Here is a 25,294-nt window from a genome sequence, read left to right as displayed (position 1 = left end):
TTTCTAATTTACAACAGATGCATACAGATAATAAATATCTTTCTGTAAGCTCCAATTTCTAATATAATTCTTGTTTATCGCAACTTTATCAGGCCAAATTACTGTGTTGTTGAACTTATTTGGGTCCTCTTGCTGTGACAATAATTGTTCTTCATTTTTATACTTTATTGTCGCCGGACCTGTTAAGCCGGGTCGTACCGATAAAATTATTCGGTCATCACCAGTTAATTGATCGGCATACCCTTCAATATCGGGCCTCGGTCCAACCAAACTCATGTCACCAATTAGTACATTTATTAACTGTGGCAATTCGTCCAGTTTTGTTGATCGCATCCAATGACCAAGCTTTGTTTCATTATTCGTAATGTCAAAAATATCATAATGCTCATTACCTGTTAAAGTCCGGATTTTATACAATGAAAATGGTTTTCCAAACCTTCCAATTCTTTTCTGAACAAAAAATCCGTTTCTCCTAAAATCGAGTGTCGCAATTACGAGCAGCAAAATTAAGGGAATTATAGCAAATAGAAGCAAGACAATCGAAATAGATATATCAAATATTCTTTTTGTAAGGTGTTGTCTACTAGAGAGCATCGTTTTTTAATCATTTAGAAAACTTGATCTCGGCTTTTTATCGTTTTCGCTTTTTAAAGAATCTCATGGTCCGTTCTAAGAATCCGGGTTTCTTTTCATCTTCGTGATACCCATTCCCATATACTCCATAGCCATAACCGTATCCATATCCGTAACCGTAACCATAACCATATTTGGATTTATCTTCAAAGAAGTTTAAAACAAAGCTCAAGTTGGTAACCTCACCTTTTTTATACTTTTCATTGATCATGGAGAACATTCCCTTCTTGGTATAATTTTGTCGCACCATATAGATCGTGGCATCAGCAAACTTAATAAGCTCAAGAGAATCGGCTACCAATCCTAAGGGCGGCGTATCCAGAATAATATAATCGTATTTACCTTTCAATTCATCAATTAGCATTTCCATACGTTCATTCATCAGTAATTCTGAAGGATTTGGAGGTATAGGTCCGGAGGTAATCACATCCAGATAAGGCATTTGAGTTTTTTGTATGATTCCATCTAAGTCTTTATCATTAATCAGATAATTGACCACACCTAGGTCATTATTAATCTTAAAATCTCCAAAAATCTTAGGCTTCCGAAGATCAAGACCAACCAGAATTACTCGCTTTTCACTTAAGGCAAATACCGAAGCAATGTTGATTGAGCAAAAAGTTTTTCCTTCACCACTTACGGAAGAGGTAACCAAGACCGTCTTTGATCCTTCCAGCCCTTGTTTTTTATACATAAATTGCAAACTGGATCGTATCCCTCTAAAAGCTTCCGCTACAGAAGATTTCGTTTTATTTAAAACTGCAAGATTGCTCTCCATCGGGCTTTTTCCAATGACACCTAATATAGGAATCTTCGATAAGCGCTCAATATCCTTCATAGTATGCACCTTGGTATCAAAGAACACTATTAGAAAAACAAACAGAAAAGGCACCAAAAACCCAAACATAGCTGCCATCACATTATTCAATCTAGTATTTGGCCCTACCTGCCCACCTCCAATATCTTTTGCCGAGTCTATAACCATAACATCACTAACATTTGCGGCTTTTACAAGGCCAGCCTCACTTCGTTTTGCTAAAAATAAATTGTATGATCCCTGACTTAAATTATAACGTCTTTCTATTTTTAATAGCTCTTGTTGTTCTTTTGGCAATTTTCTAATCTGACCTTCCCATTTTCCTAAATCTCTATTAACCGAAGCCAACTCCTGCGTTTTAAGTCCTTTAGATGAATTTATATTTTCCAATAGCACTACCTTAACAGCATCAATTCTTCTATCTATGTCTGCAAAGACGGGTGCTCCTTCTTTAAAAGAATACTGTAATCGGTTTCTTTCCTCAGCTAATGCAACTATTCTCGATACAGACGAAACTACACTCCCCTCCGAAATTCCCGCAACAGATGGTGCAGGTACATTTCTGTAATCAGATTTGCCAACAAGATAATTTTCTAAAACATTGAAATAGTTAAGCTCCCGTTCGATAAATTCTTTTCTAATATCTAATGAATTCAGCTTTTCATTAAGTTCATCTCCTTCCATCGCCAAATCGTAAATGGCATTCTTATTTTTATAGGAATTAAGGTCATTTTCGGCTGCGAGTACTTCTATGGATTTCTTTGTGAGACTACTATCAATAAAAGCGATGGTTTTGGTAGCAAATAAATTTTTTCTTTCGAGCATATCCTCACTCAAAACAGCTACAGATGTGTTCAAATAATCTACTAATCGAGCCTTATTGAGACCATTCAATGATAATCTTATAACAGAAGATCCTTTTGATTCCGGATCGACTCTAATTCCGTTATATCTTGCAACTATCCCATCAAAGTTGGAAAAACTAAAATAATATTTGGATCCAGGGACGACTGCTATTTCAGGATTTGGAAGAAATGTGCCACTAAAAAAAGGAAGCTTTATTTTATCTCCAAATTTAAAATCTCGTGAAAACTCATTCTCTTGAAAATAACGACCTATCTTTTCTTTGGTATTATATTTCTGAAGCTGATGTGATCCTTCATTAAAAGTACCTGAAAGTGTAAATGTTACCGAATCCTTAAAGGTAACAACCAACTGTTTGTGTAAAAGCTGTGCCTGTGTTGTATCCACATCAATAAAAAATGGAGTTTTTTTATAAGCGTCTATTTTTTGATACTTTCCGTCTTTGAGGTAGTTTAAAAAATACTGAAGTCTCGATACTACTTTTTCATTATGTGATCTCGACCTCAACGTAATAATCGCAGTGTTCACTTTGTCTGTTGTACCTCCCCAATTAAATGTAAGACTGGTATTACTAGTGAAAAACGGATTCTGATCATCCTTGATAGAGATCATATTGTCCATTTTATAAACAGGTAATTTCCTTACGTTAATATAATATGCGATCCCAAATGCAATTGCAAAGGAGATAATAAATAAGGGCCAATAGCTTAACAACTTAAAGAGAAAACCCTTGAAATCGAATGTGGAATGGGTTTCGTTTATTTCAAATTCTTCACTCATCTATTTAAGGCTTATAAAAAGTAAAACAGTAGTTGTAAGCGCAGTAACAATCGACAATATCGTAGTAAACGATTGTAAACCAGTAGTACCGGTACCAATAGATTTTTGTGGTAACGGATTTACTAAGATCAAATCATTCGGCTGTACGTAATAGTAAGGCGAATTCATAGCATTAATGCTAGTAAGGTCAATATGATGTACTTTCTGTCCTAACGGATACTGTCGTATAATAACAACATTCTTTCTGTCGCCAGTTACGGTAATATCACCACTGTTGGCAATTGCTTCCATTATACTAATCTGATCTCGATAAATAATATTAGATCCAGGACTCCCAATTTCCCCATTGATAGTATAACGTATACCCGCCAATTTTACAGTAACGAAAATATTCGCCTCTTCCTTAAAAAAATCCTCCAACAACTTTCGTTCTATTTCTTTTCGTACTTCTTCAACAGTTAAACCTAAGACCTGTAAATCTCCTAAACTAGGAATTCTTATTTTCCCGTGAGGATCGATCACAAAACCGTCATAATACAGCTTTTCTTCACCGGTAGCATTGAGATTTGCATCACTAACAGGATTAAAAATCCCAACCGTTTCCTGATCCAACGCCTTAACTCTAATGCTCAAGAGATCATTTACCTGCAACCGATATGGCTCCTTTATCTTACGAATAGAAACCAAAGTATCCAATCCGTTTTCTTGTTCCTGTAAATAGGTAAGTTGCTTAGTAGAAATACAGGAAGAGAAACATACCATTACAAGTAGGAGTAACAATAAATACGTAGATTTCATAGGAAGCAAGGGCTTGTTAATCAGCAAATATAACGCAACCTAGCTAATAATAAAATATTATTTATTTTATGTGATGTTTTTCTACTTAGTTTTGCAAAAAAAACAAGTTGAACTATCTATCTGTCGAAAACATATCTAAATCATACGGAGAACGTATCCTTTTTCGCAATATTTCCTTCGGAATAAATACCGGACAAAAAATTGGTTTCGTAGCAAAAAACGGAACGGGAAAAACATCCTTACTCAATATCCTTTCCGGTGATGACACCCCCGACGATGGAAATGTCGTGTTTCGAAAGGACTTAAAAGTATCCTTTCTTTCTCAAGATCCAGCTCTGGACCCCAAACTGACGATAGAGGAAACAATTTTTTCTTCGGATAACCCTATCCTGAAGGTTATATCCAGTTATGAAAAAGCCATCTTACATCCTGAAGACACTGAAGCCTACCAACAAGCATTCGATGCTATGGAAGCTCATCATGCATGGGATTTTGAAACTCAATACAAACAGATTCTTTTCAAACTGAAACTTGAAGATCTATCCCAAAGAGTAGCAAGCTTAAGTGGCGGACAGAAAAAACGTCTTGCACTTGCTAATGCGCTTCTTACGCAGCCTGACTTATTGGTGATGGATGAACCTACCAACCATTTGGATTTGGAAATGATCGAATGGCTGGAAGCATTATTTGCCAAGGAAAATTTTACGCTGTTCATGGTAACTCACGATCGTTACTTCTTAGAGAGAGTTTGTAATGAGATCGTTGAATTAGACGAAGGCAATCTATATAGTTATAAAGGGAACTACAGCTACTATTTAGAAAAAAGAGAGGCCCGCATAGAAACCGAAGCTACCGAAACCGGAAAGGCCAAACAGCTTTACAAACAGGAACTCGAATGGATGCGTCGTCAACCAAAGGCGCGTACCACAAAAAGTAAATCGAGGATCGATGATTTTTCAGATATAAAATCCAGGGCACATAAAAGAAGAAACGACCATGAAGTTGAATTGGAACTTAATATGGAACGTTTGGGAACCAAAGTTGTCGAACTTCATAATATTTCCAAATCTTTTGATGACAAGGAGCTATTCAACAAATTTGACTATAATTTCATAAAAGGGGAACGGATAGGTATCATTGGGAAAAATGGAACGGGAAAATCCACTTTCTTGAATATATTAACTGGAGGTATGAAACCCGATTCAGGAAAGGTAGTAATTGGCGACACAGTTAAATTTGGCTACTACACCCAAAAAGGGATTAAAATTAAGGAAGGTCAGAAGGTCATAGAGGTGATTCGTGAATTTGGCGATTACATCCCTTTAAAAAAGGGACGACAAATTTCGGCTACTCAATTATTAGAGCGCTTTTTATTCGACAGAAAAAAACAATACGATTTTGTTGAAAAACTCAGTGGAGGTGAACGAAAACGTCTGTATTTATGTACTGTACTCATCAGAAACCCTAATTTCCTGATACTCGATGAGCCAACAAACGACTTGGATATAGTTACTCTGAACGTGCTCGAAAATTTTCTGATGGATTTCCCGGGATGCCTGTTAGTAGTATCTCACGACCGTTATTTCATGGACAAGATCGTAGATCATTTGTTTGTTTTTAGAGGTGAAGGCAAAGTAGATGATTTTCCTGGAAATTATTCCGATTTTAGAACCTATGAAAATAGTACTCCAAGAATTGAGGAACAAAAAGAGGAACGAAAAGTAAAAAACGACTGGAAAGCGAATAATGACAAAGTTAAATTAAGCTATAACGAGCAAAAAGAATATGGGAAACTTGAGAAAGAGATAGCAAATCTCGAAAAATCAAGGGAAACACTTCAAAATAAATTCGCAACCGAAAAATGGGATGGAGATGAAATCGATAAACAATCAAAAAAATTACAAGAAATAATCGACAACATCGATCTTAAAACTACAAGGTATTTTGAGCTCATGGAAAAGTTGGAGGAATGACGACAGTGAGCAGTGAGCAGTGAATAGTGAATAGTGAATAGTGAATTAACCATACGTTGTCACTTCGAGTGTTTTTTAATGACCCTTAGGGAATTAAAAATAGTATCGAGAAGGAGTGACGTTAAAATAACCTGGAAGGTTTTATTAAAATGTATCGAGAAGGAGTGATCAAATCTAAAGAATTTGATAATTTGATAATTTTTTTTGGCTTTGTGACTCTGAAACTTTGAAGCTTTGAAACTCTGAAACTTTGTGACTCTGAAACTTTGCGACTTCAATAACTCATGTATTACCAGATAAAATCCTATATAAAATTCCTTTTAAGATCCTCGAATCAGCACGGGATCCACTCCCCTTTTGTGTACGATCTTATTACCAAGTGTCTTTATAACAAAAAGAGTTTCTCAGAATACGATACCCTTACGGATTATAGAAAAGCGCTATTAAAATCTTCGGAAAGCATTGAAATTAAAGACTTCGGACAAGGGTCGAGAGTGTTCAAATCGGACGTGAGAAAAATTTCTGAAATTGCCAAAAATGCGGGGATTAAAGCAAAAAGGCAGCGTTTGCTATTTCGTTTGGTACGTTTTTTTAATTCTGAAAACATGCTGGAGCTAGGAACATCGCTAGGATTAGCCACAGCGGCCATGTCATTAGGAAATCCTGCTGCTAGGATCGATACGGTTGAAGGTTGCGCAAATACTTCAGAAAAAGCACAGCAGTTTTTTGACCATTTTAATCTGAAAAATATTCGCTTGCATGGGATGTCATTTGAAAAGTACTTCACGTCAGTTTCCGAAGAAAAAACAATAAGTGCTTCGGAAAAGCCTTCAAAAACATACGACCTCGTTTATATCGATGGAAATCATAACAAAGAAAAGACACTTCAGTACTTCGAGATCCTTCTGAAACATTCGACAAACAAGACTGTTTTTATTTTCGACGATATTTATTGGAGCCCGGAAATGACCAAAGCATGGAAGGAAATTATTGAGCTTCCCAAAGTCACTGTAAGCATAGATACTTTTTATTGGGGCCTCGTTTTCTTCCGAAGTGAGCAACCAAAACAACATTTCAATATTAGATTGTAACAACTATCGTAGCTTTGCGTCTTATGACCAATATTTAAGTTGTAATTTTTACCCAAAATGCACACTGAATATTTTAAAGTTTTAAACCAAAAAACGTAGATGAGCTTAGTTATTAAAATCCGTGATATAACGAGAGATTTCCCACTCGGTCAAGAAATCGTTAAAGTTTTAAAAGGCATTGATCTTGATATCGAACGCGGAGAATATGTAGCATTGATGGGACCTTCGGGATCGGGAAAATCAACTTTAATGAATTTACTAGGTTGTCTGGATACGGCTACTTCCGGGACCTACGAACTCAACGGAAAAGATGTAAGCAACATGAGCGACGACGAGCTGGCAGAAATCAGAAATAAAGAAATCGGTTTTGTATTTCAAACTTTTAATTTGCTACCTAGAACCACCGCACTCGAAAACGTGGCATTACCAATGATCTACGCAGGAGTTTCAAAAGCAAATCGGACGCTACGTGCCGAAGAGGTACTCACAGAAGTAGGACTTGCAGACAGAATGGACCACAAACCTAATCAGTTATCGGGTGGTCAAAGACAACGTGTCGCGGTAGGAAGAGCCTTGGTAAATAAACCTTCCATTATCCTTGCCGATGAACCTACAGGAAATTTAGATTCTAAAACCTCGCTCGAAATCATGAGACTTTTTGACGATATCCACAAACACGGAAACACAGTGATCGTTGTAACACACGAAGAAGAAGTTGCCAATCATGCACACCGTATTATTCGACTGCGCGATGGCATTGTTGAGAGTGATGAGAAGAAGTAGTGAATAGTGAATAGTGAATAGTGAATAGTGAATAGTGAATAGTGAAAAAAAGATAAACGCTGTCACTTCGAGTGATTTCAGAACGACTATTAAGGAGTTTTGAAATAGTATCGAGAAGGGGTTGGAAGCTGGGAGCTGGGAGCTGGATGCTGGATGCTGGATGCTGGATGCTGGATGCTGGATGCTGGATGCTGGATGCTGGATGCTGGTAAGAAAATAAATAATTAAATTCTCAAATCTTCAATTTATCAAATTAATCTGACTCGGAGTTTGGAATTTGATATTTTGGAATTTGGAATTTGTCCTCCGTCCTAGTATCTTCACATAATGGAAATTTCTCTCACAAACCCAATCTTACTACTCATTGGTGGGATACTTTTACTCGCCTTGATCTATTTTTGGAATAAATCCAATACCAACAAGACGCGCAATCGTAGAAAACGAAATTTTAGAAGTCGGTATCAGGAAAGGAAAAGGGAGAAAGAATAAACAATCTTTGGGCAGAGCCCTCGAATTCTAAAAAAAAAAATTAAATAACAAATTCCAAAAAAAAACGATCCACGCTGCACCGAAAACTATTGAGTTCAAAGTTTAGAACTAAAAGTTTTTATGATTTTACAACCACGAATACACGAATATTTTTGTGGCTTTTATTCGTGTATTCGTGGTAAAACCCACAGTAGCGACTATTACATTACTCCTTTACTAACTGTTTTATCAAGATTTCGTCCTCACTCACAATATGCACAAACAAGATCCCGGAAGCCAGTTTTGAAATATCTAACGTATAAAAATCTGTCTCTTTTGTTAGCACTAATCTTCCTAAAACATCATAAATACTAATAGTTTCTATTTCAAGCTGCCCGGTATTTTTAATGATTACCGTGTTAGTTGCTGGATTTGGATAAAGGACGATGCTCATGTTCTCTATTTCTCCCACCTCTAGAATAGTTAGATTTTCATACCAATAGGAGCCATGTTCCTGAGGATGCACCGTGCTTACTAGCACATCTAAATCTCCATCATTATCTAGATCTGCAGTATCTACCGATCTGGGAAAGAACAACTCTGGATCCAGCAATTGTTGTGGCCCAAAAGTTCCCATGCCGTCGGTATTTTTATACCAAGCTATTTTATTTATGGATGTCAAGGCTGAAAGTACATCCATAAACCCATCATTATCCAAATCTGCAATACGAATATCATTAGCCGTATCGACCCCACTGTGAATAATCATAATTGACCCAAAATTACCTAAGCCGTCCAGGTTTTCACGCCATATTAAATCGCCATTCTTTTCAGAAACAATATCCAAATCGCCATCATCGTCGAGATCTCCGAGATCAAAGGCATTTTCATAAGATCCTTGGTTATCTATACTATGCTGAATAGAAAAATCCCCTTGGCCATCTACATTTTCAAACCAGGAAAGCCGTGCACCGGTAGCATTGCTAACAATATCTATGTCTCCATCCCCATCCACATCCCCTAAGCCTTGACGTCTTGCCTGTGCTATATTGGCATCAACAGTATTTAATGTGCTAAAATCCCCTTGCCCGTTCAGATTCTCTACCCAATAGAGTCCTGCACCATTGATAACCCCCAGCACTAGATCAGCATCCCCATCGCTATCAAAATCCGCCTGAGTAATGCCACCTGCCTTATTTAATCCAGAAGCAATTATTTGTGCATTAGAAAACAAACCACTTCCTAGGTTTTTGTACCAAACCACTTTATCCTCTCCAAAGGAACTCACGACCAAATCTACAAGGTTATCCCCATCAATATCTTCAGCAAGCAAATTATAAACATTCCCTATATTTAAATCAATAATATTGGGCTCTCCAAAATTTCCATAGCCATCATTTGGATACCAGGCAATAAAATCTAAAATAGCAATCACCGTATCCTGGTCGCCATCATTATCAAAATCTGCGGTACGTATCATACGCCCTCCACTTATGGGGTGTTCATAAATTAACTGTCGCGGACCAAATTGTGCTATAGCGTCTAGTCCTATCAGACAGCATACAAAAAATAGTAGCTTTAAATTCATAACTTTATCTATGGAGTTTCCTAAAAATAAAAGATTGATAACCGTTGAATAAGAATAACAACTCTAAATCATGATAGTAAATATCCATGAGGTCTCGACTGGCCTCCTTCGCAAAAGCTTCAGCGACTGTGGACGCTCGACCTGACTAATATACTGCTTTTGATTTTTATACTCCCCATCCCTATAATTAATTTAGTCTTTTATACCTTTAGCTGCTAATTGCTATACCATGAAAATATATACAAAAACAGGCGATAAAGGCACCACAGCATTATTTGGTGGGACTCGTGTTCCTAAATATCATATTCGTATTGAAAGCTATGGTACGGTCGATGAACTCAATTCGCATATTGGTTTAATAAAAGATCAAGAGATTGATCCTCGATCTAAGGAAATTTTAATGCGCGTGCAAGACAGACTTTTTACATTGGGAGCTATTTTAGCCACCGATCCTGAAAAAGAAAAACTAAAAAGCGGAAAGGACCGACTCAACATTCCGAAGATAACAGAAGAAGATATCGCGCTCTTGGAAACCGAAATGGACATGATGAACGAATCACTTCCACCCATGACTCATTTCGTATTACCTGGAGGTCATACCACAGTGTCATATTGTCACATAGCGCGCTGTGTATGCCGTCGTGCCGAGCGTTTGGCAACATTGTTACATCATGAAGAACCCATAGATGAACAGGTTTTAAAGTACCTAAATAGACTATCTGACTACCTCTTTGTGCTGGCACGAAAATTGACTTATTATCTCCAAGCTGAAGAAATTAAGTGGATTCCTGAGAAGTTATAATGACAATTGGAATCGTAAACACAAATAATTGAAAATCAGTGTATTATATACGTTCTTGAAAATATCGCAGAAATAATTACGATTTTCCTTGACTTTTTAATCTAAAAAATTATTTTTGCAACATATTAAAACCCTATAACACATGTACTGGACATTAGAACTAGCATCTTATTTAAGTGATGCACCTTGGCCGGCCACAAAGGACGAATTAATCGATTATGCGATTAGAACCGGAGCTCCTCTGGAAGTAGTGGAGAATCTTCAGGCAATTGAAGACGAAGGCGATTCGTACGACTCAATCGAAGAAATTTGGCCTGACTATCCCACCGATGAGGATTACCTTTGGAACGAAGATGAGTATTAACGGTAAGAACGTAATAATTGCGTTTCAAACATAAAAAATGAACAAAAAAGTCTCAATAATGAGGCTTTTTTTTTGCTTAAAAATTAAGATCACTTTACGCTATATTGACCACATTTAAAAACACACAAACCTCTTGGCAAATTGGTTTTTTTGCAGTTTTTTTGTAAAGCAATAGCAAGGGTCTTCCAACTAAAATAGAGAAAGGTCGCTGTACCACATCGACCGAATAACAAATAACTACTCAATGGGAATTTTAGATAATGTATTAAAAGTTTTTGTAGGAGATAAATCCAAAAAAGACATCGGTGAAATTCAGCCGCTTGTCAATGAAATTAAAAAATTTGAAAGTGCTCTCGAAGCCCTTTCATTAGATGAGCTTCGTGCGAAAACGGAACGATTCAGGGAGATTATAAAGGAAGATCAAAAGGATATTCAGCAGCAAATTGACCAACTTCAGATAGAAGCCGATGCCATGGAGGATATCGATCAGAAAGAAGATATCTACAATCAAATCGATACCCTTAAAACAGAACGCTACGAAATAGAAAAGGAGACCTTACTTAAGATCCTTCCGGAAGCCTTCGCTGTTATTAAAGAAACTGCCAAACGATTTAAGGATAACGAAACACTTACAGTTACAGCAAACGCTTTCGATAGAGAGATTTCTGGTGAAAAAGAATATGTAAACCTTGAAGATGACAAAGCTATCTGGCAAAATTCCTGGGATGCAGCCGGTAAAGAAGTGACCTGGGACATGGTACACTACGATGTTCAGTTGGTGGGTGGTATTGCACTTCACCAAGGAAAAGTTGCCGAAATGCAAACGGGTGAAGGTAAAACTTTGGTAGCAACGCTTCCAATGTATCTAAATGCCTTGGCCGGAAACGGGGTTCACTTAGTAACTGTGAACGACTACCTTGCGAAACGTGATAGTGCCTGGATGGCGCCTTTATTCCAATTTCACGGAATAAGTATCGATTGTATCGATTACCATAAACCTAATTCGTCTGCAAGACGTAAAGCATATAATGCAGATATTACCTACGGAACCAATAACGAATTTGGTTTCGATTACCTGCGTGATAATATGGCACACGCGCCGGGAGATCTTGTGCAGCGTCCGCATCACTACGCAATCGTGGATGAGGTGGATTCGGTATTGATCGATGATGCGCGAACTCCGTTGATTATTTCAGGACCGGTACCTGAAGGAGACCGTCATGAATTTAACGAACTAAAGCCTAGGATTGCCGATATCGTTGAAGTTCAAAAGAAATACTTGACTGGCGTATTAGCCGAGGCGAAAAAATTAATTAAAGAAGGTGACACTAAAGAAGGTGGTTTTCAATTGCTACGTGTTTTTAGAGGTATTCCGAAGAACAAAGCACTAATTAAATTTCTTTCCGAAGAAGGTGTAAAACAAATCCTTCAGAAGACCGAGAATCATTATATGTCTGATAACAATAGAGAGATGCCCAAAGTGGATGCAGAACTTTATTATGTTATTGACGAAAAGAATAACCAGATCGAACTCTCCGACAAAGGTGTTAATTATCTTTCGGGAGAAGATGACCCGGATTTCTTTGTGATGCCTGAAATTGGACTTGAAATCGCAAAAATTGAAGCACAAGACCTTTCTACGGAAGAAGAAGCAGAACTAAAAGAAGTGCTCTTCCGTGAATTTGGTGTTAAGAGTGAACGTATTCACACTATGAACCAACTGCTAAAAGCATACTCGCTTTTCGAAAAAGATACGCAGTATGTGGTCATGGAGAACAAGGTGATGATCGTTGATGAGCAAACCGGTCGTATTATGGATGGACGTCGTTATAGCGATGGATTACACCAAGCGATCGAGGCCAAGGAAAATGTAAAGATCGAAGCCGTTACTCAAACTTTTGCAACGGTTACACTTCAGAATTACTTCAGAATGTACAAAAAACTGTCAGGGATGACGGGTACAGCAGTAACGGAAGCAGGGGAACTTTGGGAAATTTATAAGTTAGATGTAGTTGAAATTCCCACCAACCGACCTATCGTTCGTGATGATAGAGAAGATAAAATTTATAAAACTAAACGTGAAAAGTACAATGCTGTAATTGATGAGGTGGTAGAACTTTCAAATGCTGGGAGACCTATTTTGATTGGTACTACTTCGGTGGAGATTTCTGAATTATTAAGCAGGATGTTGAGTATTCGTAATATTGATCACAACGTTCTGAACGCAAAAATGCACAAAAAGGAATCTGACATTGTTGCTGAAGCTGGTAATGCCGGAAAAGTAACAATTGCAACCAATATGGCGGGTCGTGGAACGGATATTAAACTATCTGAAGCCGTTAAAAAAGCCGGTGGTCTTGCTATTGTAGGTACCGAGCGTCATGATTCACGTCGTGTGGATAGACAGTTAAGAGGTCGTAGTGGTCGTCAAGGGGATCCGGGTAGTTCACAGTTTTACGTTTCTTTGGAGGATAATTTGATGCGTCTCTTCGGAAGCGAACGAATTGCCAAAATGATGGACCGTATGGGATTGAAGGAAGGTGAAGTAATTCAGCATTCCATGATTTCCAAGTCTATTGAACGTGCACAGAAGAAGGTTGAAGAGAATAACTTCGGAATTCGTAAGCGATTATTGGAGTATGATGATGTAATGAATGCACAGCGTGAAGTTGTTTACAAACGTCGTTACCATGCTTTATTTGGAGAGCGTTTACGTGTGGATGTTGCAAATATGATCTACGATACTTCGGAAATCATTGTTGACGGCAACAAAATGGCTCAGGATTACAAGAACTTCGAGTTCGAACTGATACGTTATTTCTCAATGAGTTCGCCTGTTTCTGAAGCAGAATTCGAAAAGATGGACGTGCAGAAGCTAAGTGGAGTCGTTTATAAAGCTGCATACAAGCATTATAACGAAAAGATGGCGCGCAATGCAGAAATTGCATTTCCGGTTATCAAAAATGTATATGAAACTCAACGAGAAAAATATAAGAGAATCTTAGTTCCTTTTACCGATGGTGTTAAAACATTAAACGTTGCTACAGATCTTGAAAAAGCGTATGAATCTGAAGGAAAACAGCTAGTACTTGATTTCGAAAAGAATATTACTCTTGCTATTATCGATGATGCATGGAAAACGCATTTACGTAAAATGGACGAATTAAAACAATCGGTACAACTTGCGGTTCATGAGCAAAAGGATCCTTTATTAATTTACAAATTCGAGGCTTTTGAATTGTTTAAGGCAATGATTGAAAAAGTAAACAAAGATGTGCTTTCCTTCTTGTTTAAAGGAGAATTACCTCAGGAGACACAACAACAAATTCAGGAAGCAAGAACTACGCGTCCTAAAGAGAAGTTGAGTGAACAAAAAGAGGAGATTCAAAATCTGGATGAACGAGCAGCCGAAAGCAGAGCTGCTGGTAATACACAATCGCAACGCCAGTCGGTAACCGAAACAATCGTGCGAGAAATGCCAAAAATTGGGCGTAACGACAGGGTTACCATAAAGCATGTAATGAGCGGTGAAAGTAAAGAAGTGAAATACAAACAAGCAATCCCATTGATTGAAAAAGGTGAATGGGTGTTATTAAAATAACGGTAACCTTATACTTCAGAAACAGCCTCGTTTTGTATTATAAACGAGGCTGTTTTAATTTTAATCCCAAAAGAATTCCTCAAATAAATTAAGAAAAAGTTATTTTATGTATCTTGAAAATGTATTTTCAACAAACCCTGTTATATTTAACTTTTTTAAAATGCGATTCTTTCTATGTTTCTGGTTTCTAATATCTTGCAGTGCAGAATGTTTCTCGCAAAATAGTATAGATTTTGAAAACATGCTTTTAGAAGCTGAAGAAGGATTGTACATTCAGCCTCAGCAATCCATCAAAATATCAGAATATCTTATTCAAAATTCTGACGAAGACTCTACAGTTATAAAGGCCTATTTACTAAAAGGAAGGGCATTATACGTTAGCGGCCAATTTGAAGCTGCAGTTATTGCTACAATGGAAGCAAAAGATCTTTCAGAAAAAACAGAAAACATAGAACTACAATTTGAGATTACTCTATTTGGCATCCATCTATTAAAGCTACTTGATCTTGACCTAGCAGCAGAGCGGTATTTGTCATTTACGCAAGTCTTCTCTAAAGATGCGATGACTACAAAGAACGAACTTTATCTTGAAGGTGGTACTGCATTGATTAAAGCAATAAAAGCAACTGAGCAGGATAAATATTTAGAGGTGCTTACATACTTGTCAAAAGCAAAATCGATATTAAAGAAAATCCCTAGCGAGCAGACGGTTAATGATATAGAAATTGATGAAATAGAAACTTATTTAAAAGCATTACCGCCGTTGGATGCGAAAGCAAAACTAGGAATAGTTTTAAAAGAGTTGAATGATAATGGAACAAAAGACTTTCAAAAAATGATCGTTTTAAATCAACTGGGAATAATTCAATTTCAAAATAAGAATAATAGTGAAGCAATAAAAGTACTTGATACAGCATTGAAGCTTTCAGAAAAACTTAAAAACCCCTTCTATAAACACCAAATCGTTGAAAATCTAGCATTAAATTATATGGTGCTAGAAGATTCTGAAAATTTTAAATTTTACAAAAACATAGGTAATTCTTTAACTAGCGAGCTCGCGATAGATGAAGACAAGGCAGTGAATACTGTTTTTAATTACACTAGTACAAATCATACAGCCAAACGAGATTTAGTTGAAAGTAACTACCAAAGGAATATTTTAGTTTTAGGAATAGTTCTGTTATGCATCTTAGCAACATGGCTGTTTTTGAAAATTCGATATCGTTCCAGAATAAAACAATACTCAAATTTTATTTTATTTTTTGAGGCACGACAAAAGAAAAAAGAAGCTCCTACACTGTCTAAAAAAGAAGTTTCCAGATCATTAAATATTCCAAAAGAAACCGAAGATATCCTTATAAAAAAATTATCCAAGTTTGAGCAATCGACACTATTCACGAAAAACGATATGTCTATTGCATTATTGGCATCACAATTTAGCACAAACACAAAGTATCTTTCAGAAATAATAAATACTCAGAAGAATAAAAATTTTAATAGTTATATAAATGATCTTCGCATAAATTATATCATCGATAAGCTTACCACCAATGCTACTTATTTACAATATAAGATAAGCTATTTGGCCGAAGAAAGTGGTTTTTCTTCGCACAGTAGTTTTGCAACCGTATTTAAATCTGTAACCGGAATAGCGCCAACAGTTTTCATTGATGTCTTAAAATCCAATAAGAATTCCATACTATCATTACAAGAAGTACATAATGAATAGGAATAAATACATACAGCTTTGTTTAATCGTTGGGTTTGCTCTTCTAACGCAACTTTGCGCTGCGCAAAAAGAAGCAGATAGTCTATTGGCAATTGTGAATCAACTTATATACGAAGATCCTGATAAAGCTATAGAAATTGCCTTAGAGGCTTATGAAATTGACAATTCGGCCGTGAAGACAAAAGTAAATGCATTATTAGCTATTTCTGTTGCATATTCATCAAAAAGGGATTATCAAAAATCGCTCGAATATGCCATACGAATAGAATCGTATTTACCCAAAATCAAAAATGAAAAGCTAAAGATGAATGTGTTGAATAGAATAGGAGCTCAATATCAGGAACTCAAAATTCATGACAAGGCAATTGAATATTTAGAAGAATCCCAGCTTTTAATAGAAAATTATCCGAATCAAGATTCTGTGCAAGCACTTTTAGGATACAATAGTATTCTTCGTGGATTTATTTATCGCGAACAAATGAACTGCGATATCGCATTAACCTATTTCACAAAAGCTATTGATGCATATCTCCAGACACTTTCACAAACTGCCATGAATGCAAATGTTAGTATCTGTTATTATAATCAAGGGAATTGTTTACTTACTCTTAAAAGAATTGAAGAAGCGGAGAATAGCTATCTAGAAGCCATCAAATATTCTGAACGCGTTGATGCAAAGAGTCTAATCGCATTTGCCCAAAAAGGCCTAGCCGAAGTAAAAACATTAGAGGGTGATTATACAGGCTCCATAGCAATTTTAAATAGCGCCTTAATGAATGCAGAAAAAGTAGGTGATCTTGTATTAAATAGAGGCCTATATTTAGGACTTTCTACTAATTATTTAGCATTAAACGATTGGGAGAATTACACTGTTTTTAATTCTAAATATTTGGAACTGGAAAAAGAAACTAAATTGAATGAAAGAAAATCGATCAATCAATCACTTTTAAGTTTAACAGAAGGAAAAGCCAAAGAAATTGAACAACTGAAAAAACGATTTGGTCCCATACAAATTGGCTTGGTTATAATCATTTTTATTATCCTATTAATGTTCATTCGGGATATAATTATTTCAGAAAAAAAACTAAAAAAGCTCGAAAACAAGCTAAAAAACTAAGCCAATACTTCTCTTAACTATTTTTTTAGAAAAGCTATAATTATTTCTTCAAATAATTGATTTTCAGTATTTTATATCCAATTTAGCCTTTTAAAATTCCCGAATTCTGAAAGCTAACACCTTTTTATATGTAACTATCATACATATATTGCACTCAGTTTAAAACACAATCTGTTTGCACTTTAATTTATTTCTGCAGATAGATATCAATAACAATAATCAATTAAATATTTATCAAAATGAAAAAAACTATTTTACTTACTTTAATCGCTAGTGTTTTAGCAATTGGCAGTTCCATGGCACAATATGTTGTGAAAGATACCTTTTTTGAAACAACAGGTGTTTCAAATGGAGGTGTAGTTGCCGGATATGAAGCACAAGCGGGACCTTATTCACTTTGGAATGCCGACACCAATACGTTTGAACAAATTGGTGGATTAGCACCCGGACAAGGAATCGGTGGAAAGGCAATCTTCTCAAATGACGGAACAAAACTTTCCGGTACTTCAAATATTACAGTTACCTCTACTACGGAATGGGAAAAATTAAATACTGGATTTAACTATATCTTCAGGGGAATAGAATTTCCTGAGGGGCAAAATTATCAAGGATATGCCGCGGGAGAATCTCTAACTTCAAACGGTGATGGTATCGTTATTGTAACTTACGATAGCGGCGATTCATGGAACGAGTTATGGACTGGGACCAACCAAGGCCTCGAAGCAATGAGCTTCCCAGATTTAAACACAGGTTATGTAGGTGGATGGAATGAATATTTTGCCAAAACCACAGATGGCGGATATAACTGGACGCAACAATCCCCGGGAACTGATGTATATATTTACACGAGCATTGTTTTTAAAGACGTCTTGAATGGTGTAGTAACTGCACAAACAAATACCGGAGTAGCGGTTTATACAACTTCAGATGGAGGAGATACTTGGACAACAGGTTCTGGCTTAGTTGGTGTACCTTATAAATTAACATACGTAAGTGGTGATACTTATTTCTTGGTAACTAACGGTGGTGATATTCAAAAGTCAACTGATAATGGTTTGACTTGGGCTTCTGTTTTTTCTGGTGGTGGATTACTTCTTGGTATTGAATTTTACGATGCAAATATTGGTATTGCAACTGCAGAAAATGATGTATTTAAAACAACCGATGGAGGTGCAACATGGGTTGGTTATGAAGTAATTGAAGGTGCATTATGGCGCGATGTAGCTTGGTTAGATCAAGACAATGTTACTTTAGTTGGAACTCCAGAACTTATATTTTCTTCGGAAGACGGGGGAGATACCTGGCCAATCAATAATTTAGATACTTCAACATTAAATGAAGCCCTATACGAGGTGCTCTTCACTCCAAACGGAACAGGTTATATTATTGGTTCTCAAGGTGTAATGTTTCGCAAAACACCAGAAACTAACGACTTTGCTATCATGTCCAGATATGATACTACTACGGAAGAATGGACGACTCTTGGAAGCCTTGGTTTTCCATTAGATAATACGCTAAGTGGTGGGTACAACATTTCGGGTGATGGGACTATGGTAATTGGTAATTCTTGGGCTGAGCCAGCACCGGGAACGTCAGGTTTAGGTGCGCACGCTGTAGCTTGGACGGAGGCAACCGGAATCATTGATTTAGGGACTCTTTATCCAGACGTTAACAGAAGCACCAGAGCGGAAGCTGTTAGCGACGATGGTAATGTCATCGTAGGATGGCAAGATTTTAACGGTCCATGGAAATCGGCTGTATGGAGAAAAGATGCGAACGGAGATTTTCTTCCTAACGAATATTTACTATTAGACCCTGCCGGAGACCCAACAGATGAATTTAATCAATTAGGTGAATGTAGCGCTATTTCTGGAGATGGAATTGTAATTGGAGGTCGTGGAGATTATGCAAACAATTACGAACCTTGGATTTGGACCGAAGCAGAGGGATATACGTCATTAGGAACTTTAGCTCCAAATGGTACAGGAAGTATCACTGGAATGAATCATGATGGATCTATAATTATTGGGTATTTTCAAATTGGACCTTGGGATCCAAACGTACCATTTATCTGGACTACAATAGGCGGATTACAAGATTTCCATACCTTTATTTCTGATGTACTAGGATATGATATTGGCGAGGGTCATATTTATGCTCCTAATTCAATTTCATCAAATGGTGAGTTTGTTACAGGATGGGGATTTGATCCAACAATAGGGCAATTTGGTGAATTGTATACTTTCCGACTGCAACTACCTACAGTGCCATTAAATAATTCTTGTACGGATGCAGAAGCTCTGAATTGTGGTGATTTAGTAACAAATTCAACCATTTTTGGAACCGATAGCGGTGGAAACGCTTCTCCTGATGTATATTATAGCTATACAGGTTCGGGTAGTGCAGAAACAATCACGTTAAATGCTTGTGGTGATGACACTACTTTCCCTACAACTGTTCGTGTTTACAGTGATTGTACGTTGAGTACTCAAATTGCATTTAACGACAGTTCTTGTGTAAATCAACCTGAGTTGGAGTTCGAATCGGATGGAACGAGTACATATGTTATAATGGTAGAAGGATACAGCAGTACTGATGCTGGAAGCTTTCAGCTTGAGTTAACTTGTGAACCAATTATCTTAGGTGTTGGAAGTTTCAATCAGTCCAATATCGTTTTATCGCCTAATCCGGTACAAAATGTATTGCAGTTGTCCTCTCAATTTGAAGTAGATAACATACTTATCTACTCAGTTACAGGGTCGGAAGTACTATCTCAAGAGATTAAAAGCACCAACGCAGAAATTGATTTCTCTTCATTATCGGATGGTGTGTATTTTGTTAAAACAATTTCGGGTGATGCTATAGACACCTTCAAGATTATCAAGAATTAGATTCGTTTTTTAATAGTTGATTATTTTATTAATCCCTCTGAGAGAAATCTCAGGGGGATTTTTACGTCAAACATTTAAAGGTTTTTAGTATCTTCGAAAGGCAATCTAAAAAATGTAGTCAACTATCTATTATGAAGAAAATAAACATCGAGCTAAAATGGGCCATCTTATTCACCATTATGTTCTTAGCATGGATGCTTTTAGAGAAAACACTTGGCTGGCATGATGAAAAAATCGCCGATCACTCTTGGCTTACCTTATTTTTTATTCCATTCGCCGTTTTACTCAGTGTTTTGACCATTCGTGAGAAAAGAAGACGCTATTACAAAGGTTCAATTACCTGGTTACAAGCCTTTAAAGCTGGTGTTCTAATGAGTTTATTTGTTGCAATTTTATCTCCCATCGCACAATATATTACACATAATTATATCACACCTGAGTACTTTGTAAATGTTAAAAATCATTCAATTACAAATCAATTAATGACTATTGAAGCTGCAAACGAAGCTTTTAACATCAATAGTTATTTTTGGCAAGCTGCTATTGGTGCTTTTATTGGTGGTGTAATTACGTCAGCTATTGTCGCATTTTTTGCACAACGGAAAAGACCTAAAAAGGCAAAAAATAAAATTGATTAAGTATTGATTTCGATAGGATTTGATTATTAGATTCCTTAAGTTCTAAACGTGTAATCTCTCAAGTTAACTCACAACCTATGCTATTTAAGTCCTGTTTAAGTGTCTTTTCAGGAAAGGAATTTGAACTAAGAAAAGCCCTAAGAATCCCAATCCGTAAATGGTGATTTTGGAAACTTTCACTTCGGAAAATGGATTATGAATACTAACTTTTTCGATGGCGTCGAAGATTCCGAAGAAAGAAACATGAGACAAAGGAACTATAAATAATACTGAAGAAACTAGTAATACTACCAACCCTATAAAAACCCAAGCCATTTTTGAAATAAGAGGTTTGTATATTTTTTTAGCAGCTTTTTGCGCTACCACAGACATAACGTTAGTTAAAAAATCGGTCGATGGTTGTTGTAAACCCGCTTCTTTAATCAACTTTTTACTAATGTCATCTATTTTTTTATATCGCTCTTCCATTTGTATTTGATATTTCCGGCAGGATAGAATGTTTTAACAAGGTAAATAATTTTTTCCTGCTTCTAAATAATTTTACTTTAATGTTTTCTTCGGAAAGCTCTGTAATGCCGCTTATTTCCCGAACCGAGAGGTCTTCAAAATAATAGAACGTTATTATGGCCGCTTCCGACTCTGATAATTTACCTATGCAATCCCTAATAGCTTTCTTTCGTTCCTCATCCTGAAGAAATTGCAAGGCATTATCAATGCTCTCTACAGTACCTTCAGTAATATCTTCAATAAGCTCAATCCCTCTGTGTTTCTTGTTCTTCCGAAGCGAATCCAATGCCTTTCTATATACAATACTATACAACCAGCTGGAAAATTTGGCCTCTCCTCTATAACTTGACAAAGATTCAAAAGCCTTAATAAACGAATCCTGAGCTACTTCTTCTGCCTCTTCTTTCGACTTTAAAATACGCACAGCAATGGTAAATACAAAATCCTGATATTTCTCCACGAGATATCCAAAAGCCATGGTATCACCTGCCAAGGTTTTTTCTACATATTGTTGGTCAATGGTTGAGCTCATTGTTACATAAGACGTGAAGTGTTGTAATTTGGTTACAATCTTTTTCATAAAAAAAATAAAGAAAACTGTAACCTGAATTTAAAATGCGTCGTCTTAGTAGCAAATAATCATTAATCAATCTAAAAAATCAATTATGGAAGTACTAATAGTAGGAATTATATTCGGAGTTATTTTTGGAATCATTTATCTGTTCGTTTCTGCCAGAAACAGGGAACGGCTCGCATTAATCGAAAAAGGCGCAGACGCTTCTATTTTCTATGGTAAAGACCGTAAAATCACACCCGTTTGGAAAGTAATAGTAATCAACCTTGCTTTGCTATCTATGGGTATCGGTTTGGGCATATTTATCGCAGGAATACTTGACTATTCACTGGGAGTTGAAGAAGAGGTAGCCTATCCTGGAACTATATTCTTTATGGCAGGTCTGGGGCTTTTTGCCGGCTATTATTTTACAAAAAAATTGAATCATGACGCTTAATGCGACTTGTTTTTAGTGGGAAGGCCATTTTGAAATAGCGATATTTTGAAATGGTTTTTTCTTTGTAAAACGAATTGATATTTTCATTAAATAAAAAGGCCCAATTACAAATGTATTGGGTATTTAAAGCGAGAGTAGCTTTTGAAGAAATTGAAAAGGTAAAAAGCTAATGTTTTATTTCAATATCACATTACTATAGGTTGCGTTAATGGTAAACATACTTTCAGGGTTTTTATTTTTATGAAACCCTTTCACCAGCACATTTTCTTTATTTTTGGTTGCATTCAACTCCATTGATTTGGGATATTTCACGGTCGATTTCTTTCCGTTAAAATAAAAGGAAAATGGTGTTTCAGGAATTTTCACGCTTGCATCTGTGTTTTCCAGGATTACATCAATCGCTTCAAAATTATTAGCCAATTTATTCACGTAAAGATTTCCGAAGGAACCTGACAAAAAAGCATTCTTATAAATGGTGTTGATTACTACGTCGCTGGAATTCGCCTTTAAATTGATCTTCTGCACCTCATTAATTTTACAATCATCTACATAATTAATCTGAAGCACCCCATTTACCCAGTTGTTTACTGCTACCGGTGCATAGGAAGCATTGATGAGGGTGTTCCCCCCATCAATACTGTTTGCTGTAAAAGGTGCATATTTTAAAGTCGCATTTATGTTATAAACATCGGCCATTTTCACTTCTCCATGACGCACATTAATGTCCGTTTTGGTTCCTTTAGGCATTTTTATAATAATTTTCTTCTTAGCATTAGAGTGCTTACTGTTAGCTTTTTTGTTTCCATCCATAATAATAATTTTCTTGTTATTATCATCAAAAAGACCCTCATCAGAATCATCAAACTGCTTTGCCCATTGCTCAATATCTTTTCCTAAACTCTCTCCCCATTTTTCCATTTCCTTACCAAAATCCTCACCCCAATCTTCCATCTTCAATTCAAATTCTTTGCCCCAGGCTTCCATTTTCTTTTCAAATTCTGGCCCAAATTTAAGTTCAAATTCATTCCCGAATTTTTCACCCCAATCTTCCATAACAACTTCAATATTATCAGTCCACTTATCCACATCTCTCAACCACTTATCTACAGCTTTCACGCTAACATTAGTATCATACTTTTTATTCAATTTTGCCACATAACCGTTTTTATCTTTTTCATATTCGGTAGCATCAAAGGTCATTGTTTTAGAGTGATTGATATTAATTTGGTTCCTATCATCCCCCCATTTTACTTTAGGTCGGGAGTTGTTAAAAGGCCAAACCGGCATTTTTTCAAGATTCGGAACGTCGGGAACAACTACATCCCAGTTCAAATTTCCTAATTCTTCAAAAAGAGGCATTTCTTTAAGGTGTTCCAAACCTCTCAAAAGATCATGCGATTCAGAATTTCCCCATAGATTGGCCGATGAAGAGCTTATCACAACTTTTTTACTGTTTCCAAGAACGTTCAGATTCCACTTGTCGAATATTTCTTTTTTGTCTTTTTCTGAAAGCTTATTCCCTTCAATAAAAGCCTCAACTTCAACATAATCTTTATTCCATGTCTCAATAATCACATCCGAATAGGCAACATCGACCGAAACTAACGCGTCTTTATTTACCTTAAAGCTCTCCTTGAAACGATCTTGCGAAAGCACTAAGGAACTAACCAACAGCAATAATACTGTGATTAATTTATGATTGATAACTGTTAAATTGCTCATTTTCTAAATTTTTAAGTTCTTTTAATTTGTTTTTAAGTTTGAACAGCATTTCCAAACGTAATTTCAAATTATCGATTAAAGCAGTCACTGTTTCCTCAGTTGGTCCTACTTCATTCATTTCACTATTTAGGCGAATATATTCTTCATCCAATGTTCTAATCCGAAGCATATATCCATCTATAACTTCTTTATTCTCATCCGTTATTTTTAAAGAGGCCAATTGTACATTGATTCCAGTTTCATAAAACTCTTCTATCTTTTTCAAATCCGGCGAAATATCACCTAATGTAAATTGAGGTGCCGCTTCTTTCTGGGGAGTTTCAACATCAACGACCTGCGTATCTATCCTATCCTTTACAGCTAACTGTTGATAGCCAAAATATGCCAAGCCGATAAGTACAATACCAACTGCTGCGATTTTCATCCATACAAATGATCTATTCTTTTGTTTCTTCGGAAAAGATTCTGCTAAGCGCGCTTCAAATCGGGCTTCATGTCCTGTATTCAACTTCGGACCGACTTCCGTTCGCTCTTTCATCATTTTTCTAATATCCTGTGCCATAACGCAAATGTTTTAATGTTTCCTTTAATTGTCTCTTCCCTCTGTGCAAATTGGTTCTTGAAGCACTTTCAGAAATTCCTAAAACCTCTGAAATCTCCTGGTGGTCATAACCTTCTAATAAAAATAGTTGCACTACCACTTTATAATTTTCTGGAAGTTTCTCTATCGCATCTTTAATTTCGGTAACAGTAGTTTCATCAGAAACAGACCAGTTACTTTCTTCTTCCGCAATATGAACCACTTCTTCGTTAATTGGTTCTGCAACAATTTTTTTGGATTTGATGGTATCCAGACATGTATTAATTACTATTCTCTTTAACCAGGCTCCAAAGGTGACGTCCCCTTTGAACTGGTTAATTTTCCGAAACGCTTTAATAAACGCTTCTTGCATGGCATCTTCTGCCACCGCTGTGTCTTTCATATAGCGGTTCGCTACAATAAACATTCCTTGGCTGTACTGCTTATAAAGCTGCATTTGCGCCTTGGCATTGTTCTCCTTGCATTGTTCAACTAATAGTGAGTCAGACACTTTTTTGGATGGTTTTTTGGTTGCTGT

At 36.4% G+C, this 25,294-nt stretch carries 20 protein-coding genes; 11 read left to right on the top strand and 9 right to left on the bottom strand.

Annotated elements, in window-relative coordinates:
- Nucleotides 1–3 precede the first annotated feature (3 nt).
- The 3 genes from BXY75_RS13565 to BXY75_RS13555 are packed head-to-tail and all read right to left on the bottom strand — an operon-like array spanning nucleotide 4 to nucleotide 3,892.
- Nucleotides 4–594, bottom strand: coding sequence for a sugar transferase (locus tag BXY75_RS13565; RefSeq protein ID WP_121908300.1), 591 nt, complete (start codon nucleotides 592–594; stop codon nucleotides 4–6).
- 37 nt (nucleotides 595–631) lie between these two features.
- Nucleotides 632–3,094, bottom strand: a complete 2,463-nt coding sequence (locus BXY75_RS13560) for an exopolysaccharide transport family protein (RefSeq protein ID WP_121908299.1) — start codon at nucleotides 3,092–3,094, stop codon at nucleotides 632–634.
- Nucleotides 3,095–3,892 (bottom strand): polysaccharide biosynthesis/export family protein, encoded by a 798-nt coding sequence (locus tag BXY75_RS13555; protein WP_121908298.1) that lies wholly within the window; start codon nucleotides 3,890–3,892, stop codon nucleotides 3,095–3,097.
- Nucleotides 3,893–3,999: 107 nt separating this feature from the next.
- On the opposite strand from BXY75_RS13555, the gene BXY75_RS13550 reads away from it, so the two are divergent.
- The 3 genes from BXY75_RS13550 to BXY75_RS13540 all read left to right on the top strand — a co-directional run bounded on the left by BXY75_RS13550 (nucleotide 4,000) and on the right by BXY75_RS13540 (nucleotide 7,739).
- The gene (locus BXY75_RS13550) at nucleotides 4,000–5,865 is read left to right on the top strand and encodes an ABC-F family ATP-binding cassette domain-containing protein (protein WP_121908297.1); all 1,866 of its coding nucleotides are present in this window, start codon (nucleotides 4,000–4,002) and stop codon (nucleotides 5,863–5,865) included.
- Between the two features lie 284 nt (nucleotides 5,866–6,149).
- Nucleotides 6,150–6,956, top strand: a complete 807-nt coding sequence (locus BXY75_RS13545; protein ID WP_121908296.1) for an O-methyltransferase — start codon at nucleotides 6,150–6,152, stop codon at nucleotides 6,954–6,956.
- A 99-nt stretch (nucleotides 6,957–7,055) separates the two neighbouring features.
- Nucleotides 7,056–7,739 carry an ABC transporter ATP-binding protein gene (locus BXY75_RS13540; protein ID WP_121908295.1) on the top strand — a complete coding sequence of 228 codons (684 nt, stop codon included), beginning with the start codon at nucleotides 7,056–7,058 and terminating at the stop codon, nucleotides 7,737–7,739.
- Nucleotides 7,740–8,433: 694 nt separating this feature from the next.
- Here BXY75_RS13540 and BXY75_RS13530 read toward each other — a convergent pair.
- Nucleotides 8,434–9,795, bottom strand: coding sequence for a T9SS type A sorting domain-containing protein (locus BXY75_RS13530; protein WP_121908294.1), 1,362 nt, complete (start codon nucleotides 9,793–9,795; stop codon nucleotides 8,434–8,436).
- A gap of 229 nt (nucleotides 9,796–10,024) precedes the next feature.
- Between BXY75_RS13530 and BXY75_RS13525 the strand changes: the two genes are divergently transcribed.
- The 7 genes from BXY75_RS13525 (at nucleotide 10,025) to BXY75_RS13495 (ending at nucleotide 20,937) form a co-directional block, all read left to right on the top strand.
- Nucleotides 10,025–10,597: a cob(I)yrinic acid a,c-diamide adenosyltransferase gene (locus tag BXY75_RS13525; protein WP_121908293.1), complete on the top strand. Its 573-nt coding sequence runs from the start codon at nucleotides 10,025–10,027 to the stop codon at nucleotides 10,595–10,597.
- A 142-nt stretch (nucleotides 10,598–10,739) separates the two neighbouring features.
- Nucleotides 10,740–10,961 (top strand): DUF2795 domain-containing protein, encoded by a 222-nt coding sequence (locus BXY75_RS13520; RefSeq protein WP_008272287.1) that lies wholly within the window; start codon nucleotides 10,740–10,742, stop codon nucleotides 10,959–10,961.
- Nucleotides 10,962–11,205: 244 nt separating this feature from the next.
- Nucleotides 11,206–14,562, top strand: a complete 3,357-nt coding sequence (secA, locus tag BXY75_RS13515) for a preprotein translocase subunit SecA (RefSeq protein ID WP_121908292.1) — start codon at nucleotides 11,206–11,208, stop codon at nucleotides 14,560–14,562.
- A 241-nt stretch (nucleotides 14,563–14,803) separates the two neighbouring features.
- Complete coding sequence (locus BXY75_RS13510) at nucleotides 14,804–16,291, top strand: helix-turn-helix domain-containing protein (protein WP_170152900.1); 1,488 nt, start codon at nucleotides 14,804–14,806, stop codon at nucleotides 16,289–16,291.
- A complete protein-coding gene (locus tag BXY75_RS13505) occupies nucleotides 16,284–17,408 on the top strand; it encodes a tetratricopeptide repeat protein (protein ID WP_121908290.1) in 1,125 nt (374 codons plus the stop codon). The genes BXY75_RS13510 and BXY75_RS13505 overlap by 8 nt, the downstream gene beginning before the upstream one ends.
- Nucleotides 17,409–17,647: 239 nt before the next feature.
- Nucleotides 17,648–20,299, top strand: coding sequence for a YCF48-related protein (locus BXY75_RS13500; RefSeq protein WP_121908289.1), 2,652 nt, complete (start codon nucleotides 17,648–17,650; stop codon nucleotides 20,297–20,299).
- Between the two features lie 131 nt (nucleotides 20,300–20,430).
- Complete coding sequence (locus tag BXY75_RS13495; protein ID WP_121908288.1) at nucleotides 20,431–20,937, top strand: DUF4199 domain-containing protein; 507 nt, start codon at nucleotides 20,431–20,433, stop codon at nucleotides 20,935–20,937.
- An 84-nt stretch (nucleotides 20,938–21,021) separates the two neighbouring features.
- Here the strand turns inward: BXY75_RS13495 and BXY75_RS13490 are convergent, their stop codons facing one another.
- Both BXY75_RS13490 and BXY75_RS13485 read right to left on the bottom strand, forming a co-directional pair.
- Nucleotides 21,022–21,405 carry a hypothetical protein gene (locus BXY75_RS13490; RefSeq protein ID WP_121908287.1) on the bottom strand — a complete coding sequence of 128 codons (384 nt, stop codon included), beginning with the start codon at nucleotides 21,403–21,405 and terminating at the stop codon, nucleotides 21,022–21,024.
- Nucleotides 21,389–22,024 (bottom strand): RNA polymerase sigma factor, encoded by a 636-nt coding sequence (locus BXY75_RS13485; protein WP_245962973.1) that lies wholly within the window; start codon nucleotides 22,022–22,024, stop codon nucleotides 21,389–21,391. Before BXY75_RS13485 ends, BXY75_RS13490 begins: the two co-directional genes overlap by 17 nt.
- 85 nt (nucleotides 22,025–22,109) lie before the next feature.
- On the opposite strand from BXY75_RS13485, the gene BXY75_RS13480 reads away from it, so the two are divergent.
- The gene (locus tag BXY75_RS13480; RefSeq protein WP_121908286.1) at nucleotides 22,110–22,454 is read left to right on the top strand and encodes a DUF6249 domain-containing protein; all 345 of its coding nucleotides are present in this window, start codon (nucleotides 22,110–22,112) and stop codon (nucleotides 22,452–22,454) included.
- 174 nt (nucleotides 22,455–22,628) lie between these two features.
- Here the strand turns inward: BXY75_RS13480 and BXY75_RS13475 are convergent, their stop codons facing one another.
- From BXY75_RS13475 to BXY75_RS13465, 3 genes are read right to left on the bottom strand one after another with little or no spacing between them, the layout of a single operon-like run.
- The gene (locus BXY75_RS13475) at nucleotides 22,629–24,176 is read right to left on the bottom strand and encodes a DUF4097 family beta strand repeat-containing protein (protein WP_121908285.1); all 1,548 of its coding nucleotides are present in this window, start codon (nucleotides 24,174–24,176) and stop codon (nucleotides 22,629–22,631) included.
- Nucleotides 24,148–24,738 (bottom strand): hypothetical protein, encoded by a 591-nt coding sequence (locus tag BXY75_RS13470; RefSeq protein ID WP_121908284.1) that lies wholly within the window; start codon nucleotides 24,736–24,738, stop codon nucleotides 24,148–24,150. Before BXY75_RS13470 ends, BXY75_RS13475 begins: the two co-directional genes overlap by 29 nt.
- Nucleotides 24,722–25,267, bottom strand: a complete 546-nt coding sequence (locus tag BXY75_RS13465; RefSeq protein ID WP_121908438.1) for an RNA polymerase sigma factor — start codon at nucleotides 25,265–25,267, stop codon at nucleotides 24,722–24,724. The genes BXY75_RS13470 and BXY75_RS13465 overlap by 17 nt, the downstream gene beginning before the upstream one ends.
- Nucleotides 25,268–25,294 lie beyond the last annotated feature (27 nt).

Origin of the sequence: Ulvibacter antarcticus (assembly GCF_003688405.1) — a bacterium.
Taxonomy (GTDB): domain Bacteria; phylum Bacteroidota; class Bacteroidia; order Flavobacteriales; family Flavobacteriaceae; genus Ulvibacter; species Ulvibacter antarcticus.
This window is presented reverse-complemented; position numbering and strand designations above follow the sequence as displayed.